This window comes from Vibrio aerogenes, from assembly GCF_024346755.1.
Lineage (GTDB): Bacteria > Pseudomonadota > Gammaproteobacteria > Enterobacterales > Vibrionaceae > Vibrio > Vibrio aerogenes.
In genome coordinates, this window is the sequence record NZ_AP024862.1 from 1,164,034 (window position 1) to 1,177,214 (window position 13,181).

At 55.8% G+C, this 13,181-nt stretch carries 1 protein-coding gene; it reads right to left on the reverse strand.

From position 1 onward, the window contains the following. Positions 1-19: 19 nt before the first annotated feature. The gene (locus tag OCV29_RS22530) at positions 20-12,910 is read right to left on the reverse strand and encodes a non-ribosomal peptide synthetase (RefSeq protein WP_261887414.1); all 12,891 of its coding nucleotides are present in this window, start codon (positions 12,908-12,910) and stop codon (positions 20-22) included. Between the last annotated feature and the right edge of the window lie 271 nt (positions 12,911-13,181).

Here is a 13,181-nt window from a genome sequence, read left to right on the forward strand (position 1 = left end):
GTGTACTGCCTTTTTTATTTTATTCTGCCAAATCCATCAAATCACTGACGTCAAACTCAGCAAGTCCGATATAAGCCACGCGCTTACTGAATTCTGCTAATGTCGGGTGGGAGAACAGTTCTGTCAGAGGCACTTCAAGTTCCAGTTCATCACGAATCTGAGAACCCAGCTGTGCCGCCAGCAGCGAATGCCCGCCCAGTTCAAAGAAACTGTCGTGACGTCCAACCTGTTCCACACCCAGTAGTTCCTGCCAAATCTCTGCAATCACCTCTTCCAGTTCACCCTGGGGTGCTTCATATACCTGACGAATGACCGCCGCTTCATCCGGCTCCGGTAACGCTTTACGGTCTACTTTGCCGTTCGGGTTCAGCGGCAGCGATGCCAGCGGTATCCATGCTGAAGGCACCATCCAGTCCGGCAGTCGCCCGGCCACATGAGCCCGCAGCTGTTCAGCCCCGACGCTGCCGGAACCCGCCTCTGTGGCGCTCGTACCGTTTGTGGAAACATAGTAAGCCGCGAGCAACCGCGAGCCGTCGGCCATTTTCGGTGCCTGAACCACCACCAGCTCAATCCCTTCAACTTCCCGGATACAGGCTTCAATTTCACCCAGCTCAATCCGGAAACCGCGGATTTTGACCTGAAAGTCATTCCGTCCGACAAACTCAATCACCCCATCGGCCCGCCGGTAACCCAGGTCACCGGTCTGATACATCCGCGCCTGCGGATCTGCCACAAAGGGATCAGGAATGAAACGAGCCTGTGTTTGCTCCGGCTGATTGAGATAGCCCAGCGCCAGTCCGTCACCGGCGATAAACAGTTCTCCGGTCACCCCGGCCGGTACGGGTTGTCCGTACGGGTCAAGGATATACACACGGGTATTCCCGATTGGCCGCCCGATCGGCACACTGATGGCGTCATCATCCAGCGCATCAATCTGATGCGTCAGGGCAAAGGTGGTACTTTCTGTCGGGCCGTAGCAGTTGAGCAGATGCTGAGGTGCGTGATGATTCAGCACCTGCCGGATCACCTCCGGATCCAGCACGTCACCGCCGGTCATCAGGTAGCGCAGCTGTTTCAGCGTATCGCCCAGCAGAGCGGCATACTGGTTAAACAAGCCGACAGTCATCCACAAAATACTCACTTCATGCTGTTTCAGCGCAGCGGCAAACAGTGTCGGATCAAGCAGTGTCGTCTGGTCGATCACCACCACAGCACCGCCGTTGAGTAACGGTGCCCAGATTTCCATCGTCGTGGCATCAAAGGCCGGGTTCGCTGCCAGAGCAATCCGGTCCGTTGGCCGGAAATCCGCATAACCACAATCAGTCACCAGCCGGTGAATCGCCTGATGCGGTACCACCACACCTTTCGGCTGTCCGGTGGAGCCGGAGGTATACATGACATAAGCCGCAGATTCGCTGTCAACCGTAGCCGGTATGTTTTCTCCGTCACCGGCATGCAGCACAGCCTGCGTGACCGCGAGCATCTCTGCCCCGGTCTGATGCAATGACTGAAGTAATGGCGCATGCTGTGTCGCTGCATCTTCGTGAACCAGAATCAGCTTCGCGGCACAGTCTTCCAGAATATAGTGCAGCCGTTCAGCCGGTACGTGCGTATCCAGAGGCACATAAACTGCACCACACTTGAGAATCGCCAGTTCAGCAATCATCAGTTCTGCGGAGCGTTCCAGACAAATCGCGACAAACTGCCCGGCCTGTACGCCTTTGGCACGCAGGTGACCGGCAAGCCGGTTTGCCATCCGGTTCAGCGTGTCGTAGTCATACTGGTGTTCACCATCAATCACGGCAATGGCCTGTGGATGTGCCGCGGCCTGCTGTTCAAAGCGCTGATGTACACACAGATGACGCGGATAATCACTTTGTGTCTGGTTCACGGATTCGGTCAGCATATGATGCTCGGTTTCAGACAGCATCGGCAGTTGTCCGACCGGTAAAGCCGGTTCAGAGACCATACCTTCTAAGATCGCAACCCAGTAACCGAGATAGCGCTGCACGGTCGCTTCATCAAACAGTGCGGTCGCATAATTGAGGAACCCGGTGATCTGTCCACCGCTGATCTGCCCGGAAGGCATGTGTTGACCGGATTCACGCAGAATCAGACTAAGGTCAAACTGAGCGGTGGTCATTTGTTCCGGCAGCGCGGATAACGTCACCCCGTTCAGCTGGCGGGTTTCCTGCGGCATATTTTGCAGGCTGAACATCACCTGAAAAATCGGGCTGTAACTCATGCTGCGAACCGGTGCGACTGCTTCAACCACCTGTTCAAACGGCAGATCCTGATGCGACTGCGCCTGCAATGCCGTCGCTTTGACCTGCTCAATCAACGCTGCCGGATCCGGCTGCTGAGACAGGTTCACCCGGATGGCCTGCGTATTGACAAACATGCCAATCAGCCCTTCCAGTTCCGCACGGGTCCGTCCGGCGACCGGAGAGCCGATCACCACCTCATCCTGACCGGACAGACGGTGCATCAATGTGGCCCAACCTGTCAGCAGGGTCATATACAGGGTACAGCCGTGACGCTGACTGAAAGTTTTCAGCCGGGAAGTCAGTGCCGCATCCAGTGTGACATCAATGCTGGCTCCGCGATAATCCTGAGCGGCAGGGCGGGGCCGGTCTGTCGGCAATGTCAGGCATGCCGGTGTGTCTTTGAGCTGTTCCGTCCAGTATTGCTGCTGGCGTTGTAACACGTCGCCCTGCATGTGTGTCTGCTGCCATGCCGCATAGTCACCATACTGAATGGTCAGCGGTGGCAGCGGATCGGCCTGCCCCTGACTGAAGGCGGCATACAGTTCAGACAGTTCGCGGGTAAAGATGCCCATCGACCAGCCATCGGTAATGATGTGATGCATCGCCAGCCGCAGCCAGTGTTCAGTATCACGGACATGAATCAGCTGACCTTTCACCAGTGGTCCGCTGGCCAGATTGAATTCAGGGCAGAATGGCGCCAGTTCATCGGAAACAGATTCACCTTCCAGCCAGGTCAGCGGGAATCCCTGATGCACATCGGCGACAATCTGCACCGGCACCCCATCCCGGTCGATGAAATGCGTCCGCAGCGGTGCATGGCGGGTCACGATCTGGTTCAGTGCCCGTTGCAGCGCATCAATATCCAGTGCGCCGGTCAGCCGGACGCCGCCCTGAATGACATAAGTAACCGTAGCCGACGGTTCCATTTTTGACAAAAACCACAGACGCTGTTGAGCCAGTGACAATGGCGGCATGGTGCCATCCGCCAGCGGCACAATCTCCGGTAATATCGCGGCCGGTTCACCGCTTTCCTGTCCGTGTGACAGCGCGTTTGCCAGCTCAGACAGAACCGGCCGGGCAAACAGTGTTGTCAGCGGCAGTTCTGCGCCAAGCGCTGAACGAATCCGGGATGCCAGCTGTACGGCCAGCAGCGAATGCCCGCCCAGTTCGAAGAAGTGATCGTGACGACTCACCTGCGCCACACCCAGCAACTGCTGCCAGATCGCCGCCAGTGTCTGTTCCGTGTCACCCTGCGGCGCTTCGTATTCATGACGGATTAACGCACTGTCATCCGGTTCGGGCAGTGCTTTACGGTTCACTTTACCATTCGGCGTCAGCGGCAGGCTCTCCAGCGCCACGTAGGCCGACGGCACCATATACGCGGGTAAACGCGCTGACAGTTCCGCTTTCACGGCTTCCGCACCAACGGCCTCATCACTGGTGTAATAACCCACCAGCTGCTTCGCCGCACCAGTGCCACGCGCCATCACCACCGCTTCCTGTACCCCGCTGCAATCCTGCAACGCCGAGCTGATTTCACCCAGCTCGACCCGGAATCCGCGGATTTTGACCTGATCATCATTGCGGCCCTGATAGTCAATCGTCCCATCCGCCAGCCAGCAACCCACATCGCCGGTGCGGTACATCATCGCATCCGCATCTTCGGCAAACGGGTCGGCCATAAATTTCTCTGCCGTCAGTTCCGGGCGGTTGAGATAGCCCCGCGCCACCTGCACGCCACCGATGTACAGCTCACCCGCAACACCGACCGGCACCGGCTGACCCTGTGCATCCAGCACGTACATCCGGGTGTTCGCCACCGGCGCACCAATCGACATCCGGTCTCCTTCAAGGTCCCGCGGACACGCCCAGGCCGTCACATCGACCGCCGCTTCCGTCGGGCCGTATAAATTATGCAGCGCCACATCCGGCAGTTGTTGCGTGGTTTTTCTCACCGCCGCCGCAGGCAACGCTTCGCCACTACAGAACACCAGCCGCAGGCTGCCGCAGTCACCAGCCTCTGTCACTTCAAGGAAGGTTTGCAGCATCGGCGGCACAAAGTGCAGAATCGTCACCTGACGCTGCTCAATCAGTGCTTTCAGATAGTGCGGATCTTTATGCCCTTCCGGTTTGGCCATCACCAGCGTCGCTCCCGACCAGAGTGTGGCGAAGAACTCCCACACCGACACATCAAAGCTGAACGGCGTTTTCTGCAATACCACATCGGCCGGGCCGAAGCCGTAATCCTCTTTCATCCAGCTCAGGCGGTTGACCACGCCCCGGTGCTCGTTCATCACACCTTTCGGGTTGCCGGTCGAGCCGGAGGTGTAAATGATGTACGCCAGATGGCGCGGCGTCAGGCCGGTCCGGTTCAGGTTATGTGTCTCTTCGGTCAGCCACGGACGCTCTGCCGTGATATCAACCACCGTGGTCGCTGAAGGGATGTCGCCCAGCCGCGGCTGCAATTCAGCCGTGGTCAGCACGACCACCGGCTGACTGTCGGCCAGCATATACGCCAGCCGCTCCTGCGGATAACCCGGATCCAGCGGCACATACGCGCCTCCGGCTTTGAGCGTCGCCATCAGGGCGATGACCAGATCGCAGCTGCGCTCCAGCGAGACGGCAACACGACTGTCGGGACAGACACCCTGCGCGACCAGCCAGCGGGCAAGCTGGTTAGCCTGCTGATTGAGCTGGTGATACGTCAGTGATTGCTGCTCACAGACCACGGCTGTCGCGTGCGGCTGCGCGGCCACAGTTTGTTCGAACAGCTGGTGAATACACTGCTGCTCAGGGAATGGTGTCTGCGTCTGGTTAAAGCCTGCCAGCACCTGAAAGCGCTCGCTTTCCGGCAGGAGATTCAGCTGACGCAGCGGTGCTTCGGTGGTCTGTATCAACACTGCGGCCAGTTCATTCAGTGCCTGACTGAACATCGCTGCTACGCGCGCTGAACCAATCCGCACATCCGCCTGAACTTCAGCAGAGAAACTGCCGTCGGCAACATCGTTAATCGTCAGAGTCAGCGGATAGTTGGTGTTCTCTTCCACAAAGACCACCGCACTGCGAAGTGCTTCTGCGCCCGATTCAGTGGTCTGTTGTGAATGACCGCCCTGATAACGGTAATTCATCATCGAGTTAAATAAGGTTGCCTGACGGCTGACGCCACTGCACTGCTGTGCAAGGGCCAGTGACGCATGTTCATGATCAAGCAGTTCCGCCAGTCGCTGCCGGGTCTGAAGCAGTGCCTGATCCGCGGTTAACTCTCCGGGAGACAGACGCAGCGGCAGCGTATTGAGGAACATACCTAAAGTCCGGTCGGCACCTTCTCCACCCGCCATCCGGCCAAACAATACGGTGCCGAAAACTACGTCATCCTGTCCGGTGGCAACACGCGCCACCATCGCCCAGGCGAGATGGAAAATCACAGCGGGACTCATTTTGCGCTGCCGCGCCAGCTCACGCAGCTGCCGGGCCAGCTGATCGTCCAGATTCAGATGCGTGGTCAGGATCGGCTGATCTGCTTGCCGCTCAGCGATTCCAAACGGAACACACGCTTCATCCCGGTCCGATAAAAGCTGCCGGAAATAAGCCTGATGACTTTCACGATCCGCGTCTGACGTCGTCTGTGCAATGAAGTTGCGGAACGGCAGCGGTGTCGTCAGTTCATCGGTCCGGCCTGACAGGTGCAGCATCACTTCTTCTGCCAGCAGCTCGATCGTGGTGTGGTCGTTACACAGGTGATGCAGTAAGAAGCACAGCAGCCAGCGGTCCTGTTGCGGATCAGCGACTTTGTACGCTTCAATCATTGGCGCCTGCCGGACATCCATCCGGGTATGCGCCGGGTCGAAATGGGTCTGTAATGCACTGAGGATATCGTCACCCGGCGCAAAATCCAGACGCGATAAACGCACCGGTGCTTCGCGCCAGACCACCTGAACCGGTGTTTCCAGCCCTTCCCAGACAACGGCGGTACGCAAAATATCATGCCGCGAAACGACATGTTGCAGTGCCGCGACAAACGCATCCACACTGGATTCATCTTCAAAGGCCTGAATGAAGCGGGTCACATACGGGTCACCTTGAGGCTGCATCAGATGATGGAACAGAATCCCTTCCTGCAGTGGTGCCAGCGGGTAAATATCCTGAATATTGGCAGCGCCGCCAGCCACGGTCTTGCAAACCGAATCTATCTCGGCCGGTGTCAGCTCAACCAGCGGTAACATCTCCGGCGTGATGCGCCGGCAGTCCGCGGGAATCAGGTTTGGCGGCACATCCACCGCCGGTGAAGATGGCAACGTTGTCAGGACAGACGCCAGTCCGGCCAGGCTGTTTTGTTCAAACAATTCCCGGATGGCCAGATGCCAGCCCTGCTGACGCAGGCGCTCAATCAGCAGCACCGCCATCAGGGAGTGACCGCCCAGAGCAAAGAAATTGTCATGACGACCCACCTGTTCAACATGCAACAACGATTGCCAGATCGAAGCAAGACATTGCTCTGCTTCGGTTTGCGGCGCTTCATAGTCATGATGAATCAACGCAGAATCATCTGGCTCGGGTAAGGCTCTGCGGTTGACTTTTCCGTTCGGTGTCAGCGGCAGCGCATCCAGCAGCACATAGGCCGCGGGCACCATGTAATCCGGCAGACGCTCTGCCAGTGAAGCTTTAATGGTTTCCGGTGTCAGTGATTGTGCCCGGTCACGCAGGGTGTAATAACCCACCAGACGTTTTTCTGCGCCCTGACCACTGGCGATCACAACCGCTTCATGCACTCCCGGACAGCCTTGCAGTGCTGAGCCAATTTCACCCAGCTCAACCCGGAAGCCGCGGATTTTGACCTGATCGTCATTACGGCCCTGATATTCAATAGTGCCATCTGCCAGCCAGCGACCGACATCGCCGGTCCGGTACATCCGGGCCTGCGGCTGAGCTGAGAATGGATCCGGCAGGAATTTCTCTGCGGTCAGTTCAGGCCGGTTGAAGTAGCCTCTGGCGACCTGAACCCCACCAATATAAAGTTCACCGGCAACGCCCACCGGCACCGGTTGTGCCTGTGCATCCAGCACATACATCCGGGTATTGGCTACCGGCGCACCAATCGACATCCGGTCTCCTGCCAGATCTTTCGGACAGGCCCATGCCGTAACATCGACCGCGGCTTCCGTCGGACCATATAAATTATGCACTTCAGCCTGTGGCATACGCTGCGCCGCTTTGCGAACCACGGCTGCGGGCAGTGCTTCCCCGCTACAGAAGACCAGGCGGAGACTCTGACAGTCCGCCGGAGAAATGACTTCAAGGAAAGTTTGCAGCATCGGCGGCACAAAGTGCAAAATTGTCACCTGCTGCTGTTCAATCAGTGCTTTCAGATACAGTGGATCTTTGTGTCCTTCGGGCTTCGCCATCAGCAGCGTGGCACCCGCCCACAACGGACAGAAGAATTCCCACACTGACACATCAAAACTGAACGGCGTCTTCTGCAACACCACATCATCGGTGCTGAAGCCGTAATCATCTTTCATCCAGCTCAGCCGGTTGACCACGCCCCGGTGCTCGTTCATCACGCCTTTCGGATGACCGGTCGACCCGGAGGTATATATCATGTAAGCCAGATGACGGTTATTCAGCTCAGGCAGATTAAGATTTTCCGGCGCTTCATCAAGCCACGGACGGGCTGCGGTCATATCAACCACAACGGTTTGCTCAGGAATGTCACCCAGACGGGTTTGCAGGTCTGCGGTGGTCAGCACGACGACCGGCTGACTGTCGGCCAGCATATACGCCAGCCGTTCCTGCGGGTATCCCGGATCCAGCGGTACATAAGCGCCGCCCGCTTTCAGCGTCGCCATCAGTGCCACCACCAAGTCGCAGCTCCGCTCCAGCGACACCGCGACACGGCTATCGGGACAGACACCCTGCGCCACCAGCCAGCGTGCGAGCTGATTGGCCTGCTGGTTCAGTTCCCGGTAAGTCAGTGTCTGCTGCTCACACACGACGGCTGTGGCATCCGGCTGACGACATACCGTCTGTTCGAACAGCTGGTGTACACACGTGTTATCAAGCAGCTGAGCGTCCGGTTCCGGGAGCTGCGTGTCAGGGAATGACGTTTGAGTCTGATTGAATCCGTCAATCACCAGCGCATACTCAGCCTCATCAAGCATGGGGAGCTGACAGAGCGGCGATTCCGGCATGGCGGTCATGGCGGTCAGCAGCTGTTGCCAGTAATTCAGATAACGCTGAACGGTTGGCTCATCAAAGAGTGCCGTTGAATAATTGAGCGTCGCAACCAGGGTATTTCCCGACTCAAAAATTTGCAGGTTCAGGTCAAACTGGGCTGTCGTCACTTCCGTTTCAACGTCTGAGCACACCAGCCCCGGTACGTTAATGTCCGCTTCCGGCAGATTCTGTAGTCCGAACATCACCTGAAAGACCGGCGAGTGAGACAGACTGCGGGTCGGAGAAACCGCTTCAACCACCTGTTCAAACGGCAGATCCTGATATTCCTGTGCGGTCAGTACCGTCTCTTTCACCTGTGCCAGTAAACCAGCTGTCGTCAGTGAGTTTTCCAGACCTATCCGGATCGCCTGTGTATTGACAAACATCCCGATCAGCGATTCCAGTTCGGTATGTGTCCGCCCGGCGACCGGCGTGCCAATCACCACATCATCCTGATTCGCCAGCCGTCCCATCAAGGCGGCCCAGCCGGACAATAAGGTCATAAACAGCGTACAGCGATTCTGCTGACTCAGGTCATGCAGGGCAGTGGTCAGTGAAGCATCCAGAGTCCGGGTGATATTGGCGCCGGAAAACTGCTGCGTTTTAGGCCGGGGGCGATCTGCAGGCAGCGTCAGGCAATCCGGAATCCCCTGAAGCTGACGGGTCCAGTACTGTTGCTGATCCTGTAGCGTTTCCCCCCGGAGATAGTCGCGCTGCCATAACGCATAGTCACCATATTGAACGGGCAGTGCCGGGAGTGGATCCGGCTGCTCCTGAACATATGCGGCATACAGCTGGCTGACTTCGCGGATTAAAATGCCGACGGACCAGCCATCGGAAATCATGTGATGCATTGCAAGACGCAGCCGGTGAGTCTGTTCATCCAGCCGGATCAATTGTGCCTGAATCAGCGGCCCGGTTGATAAATCAAAGACAGGCGGGAAAACAGAAGCAGTGTCGGAATCTCCGTCAATCACCGACAGCATCATCCCCTGATTTTCAGGGCCGGTTTGCTGAACCGGCACACCATCGCGGACTTCAATATAACTGCGCAACACTTCATGACGCTTGACGATGTGGTCGAGTGCCTGCCGGAGTGCCGGAATATTCAGCTGCCCGTCAAGCACCATGCTGCCAACCATATTATACGCGGCGGTGGCTTCCGGGTGGAAACGGGACAGCAACCACAGGCGCTGTTGTGCCATAGACAGAGGTGGCGGCGTCGCTGACTGACGGGGCTGAATTGCCGGCATGCCATGGATTGAGGTTGCGGCTCTCACGGCATCCGCCATATCACATAACACCGGCTGTGCAAAAATGGTCGCCAGCGCCAGTTCCTGGCCGAATTCATCCCGGACTCTGGCAATCAGTTGCATCGCAAGGAGTGAATGGCCGCCCAGTTCAAAGAAATGATCATTCCGGCCAATCTGTTCCATCTCAAACAGTTGCTGCCAGATTTCAGCCAGACGCGATTCCGTACCGCTCTGCGGCGCTTCATAGCTGCGGCTGACCAGCACATTCATCTCCGGCACCGGCAGCCCTTTACGATCGACTTTGCCATTCGGGGTCAGCGGAAAAGCTTCCAGCGCCACATAGCCGACCGGCACCATATAATCGGGTAACCGCGCCCGCAGCTGCGTTTTCAGTTCACTGGTGTCAATTTCTGCTGACGTGGTGTAGTAGGCAACCAACACCGGCTCGCCACCGCGGATATCAGCAGCACTGACCACCGCATCTTCAATCCCGTCATATGCCAGTAACACGGATTCAATCTCACCCAGCTCAATCCGGTATCCGCGGATTTTGACCTGAAAGTCACAACGGCCCAAGCACTCAATTGCACCATTAGGATGCCAGCGGCCTAAATCGCCGGTCCGGTACATGAGCGCGCCGGGCTGGTCAGAAAACGGGTCCTCCACAAACGCTGCTGCCGTTAAATCCGGACGGTTCAGATAACCATGAGTCACGCCGTCACCCGCGATGCAGATTTCACCGATCGCCCCAACCGGAACCTGCCTGTGCTGTGCATCCAGCAGGTAAATCCGGGTATTGGCAATTGGCTGGCCAATCCATACACAAGGGTCGGTTTCACGCATATCCCATGTCGCAGACCAAACCGTGGTTTCGGTAGGTCCATACATGTTACGAAGACGGCCAACCCGGCTGAGAATTGAATCCGCCAGTGATTTAGGGAACGATTCACCGCCGATCAGCCCAATCAGCTGAGGCGATCCCTGCCATGACGAAGCGAGTAGTAATTTCCACGTCGCGGGGGTGGCCTGAAACAGCGTAATATCATGCGTGGTCAGATATTGTCCCAGCGCATCGCCGTCCCGGCTCAGATTTTTTCCGGCAAGATGCAGCTCACCGCCGCAGATTAGCGGCAGATAAATTTCCAGCACATGGATATCAAATGAAATGGTGGTCACGGCCAGCAGGCGGGTGTCCTGAGTGACATGATTCTGCTGTTGCTGGCTGAGAAGGAAGTTCATGACGGACCGGTGAGGCACCATCACCCCTTTCGGATTCCCGGTTGAACCTGAAGTATAAATCACATAAGCCAGCTGTTCTGCATCCGGCGCAGGAACGTCCGGATTCGTGTCAGGCAGCAGACTGAACCATGGCAAATCTTTTTTCAGATCGATGACATCCGGCTCAGAAAGCTGAGTGCCGATGACACTTTCAAGCACCATCGAACTATCAGAAATCAGGACCACAGGCTGGCTGTCAGCCATCATATATTGCAGACGCTGTGCAGGAAAAACAGGATCCAGCGGGACGTAAGCCGCACCGGATTTGAGGGTTGCCAGCATGGCAACAACCATGTCACAACTTCTCTCCACGGCAATCGCCACATAACGTCCGGGACAGGCACCCTTTTCGATCAGTGCATGTGCCAGCTGATTGGCTCTGGCATTGAGTTCACCATACGACAAGGTGCTGCCATGGCAGATAACCGCGGTCGCTTCAGGGCGAAGCATCGCCTGCCGTTCAAATAATTGCTGAATACACGCTGTTTTCGGGTACGCCATCGCCGCCCCCTGAAACTGCGTCATGATTTGAGCGCGTTCTTCTTCAGACAGAATGTCCGTCCGGCAGGGAAACGGATTGTCTGAGTATGCAATCTGAGTTAGGAAGTGGTGAAAACGGTGGATATGGCGTTGTAAGTCGGTCTGTTGATACAAAGCTGCATTGGCATTGAAAATCAGATTGAATCCCAGCTCAGCGCCCCAGTCGTAGATATTGAATGAGAAGTCATCCACCGGACCAATCGCCGTATAGGTAATCGCTGATGAGACATCACCATAATTCAGACGGTAACCGGAGGGAATATAGTTAATAATGGTCGAAAACCAGCGGTCTTCCGTGCCTTGTTGCCCCGCAAGCTGACGTAAATCTTCTGCCGGAAAACGTGAACGGCGGGATGTCGCATTGACCTGAAGTTTGACTTGTTCAAGCAGTTCCTCTAACGGCATCTCAGGACTGACATGAATCCCCAGCGGCAGTACATTTGCCAGCAACCCGGTCGTCCGCCTCAGGGAACGGCTCATCCGGCCACTGTGGATAAACCCGGTCATCAGTGAGGTTTCACCCGTCATCAGATGCAGATAGACAGCAGTTAACGCAATCACCAGTGTCGACAACTGGCTGTCATAGCTTTTAGCCAGTGTCTGAAGCCGGTGATATATCTCCGGCTCAATTTTCAGCTGCTCAGATAATACATCCGTACAGGCTGTCACCGGCACAGAAGCCATACTGACGGCGTGATAATTCTGGCTCATCTGATCGAGCCAGAATGCCTGATCCCGCGGAAAAGCCGATGATGCCCGGTAAGTCTGCTCCGCTTCGACCAGTGCTGAAACGCCAAGAATGTCGCTGGGTGGGACCGGTACACCGGCAACCAGTGCTGAATAAATTTCAGCCAGCCGGGTGTTAAACAGCATAAAGCCGTATCCGTCGGCGGCAATATGGTGGGTACTGCAATATAAATAAAACCGGGAGGGGCCGGATTTCAGAAGCGCGATATCGAATAAAGGTTGTTTCTGATCAAGGGGAAGCGGGAAGTCAGTGCGTGATTTCAGCCATCGCCTGGCGGCTTCATCAGGTTCGGGTTCTCCGGTGAAATCCACCAGAGAAAAGTGCCAGTCCGTAAACGGTTCAACACGCTGATATAAATGACCTGCCTCATAGAATGCACTGACTCTGAGTGTTTCAGACTCATGAATGGCCTGTCTCGCGGCAGCTTCCATCAGTTCTGGCTGAACATATCCCTGAATACTGGCAAAACCTGCAACTTTCAGCACTTTGCCGGCAGCATCGGGCATCACATGATGAGCGAACCAGATGCCTTGTTGAGGTGTTGATAATGGAAACACAATCGACGGGGGAGTTTCCTGATTTTTACAGAAACTTTGACTTTCTTTATACATAGCGACACCAACTTAATATTAGTTTTAGTTTTATTACCGCGTTATTACCACGTTTTTTAAGTGTCAAAATACCGCATACATCCGGACTCAGTCACAGATGATGAAATATAATCATGACAACGATGATTTATAATCTACTAAATGTTCATAAATATAATAAGAATCTAAATGCGACCCTCAAATAAAAGTATTAAATTCACACCTAACTCATTAGATTTTTAATAAAACCCGGTTTCAAAATACATCAACAAAAGTATGAGAATCAAGTAAC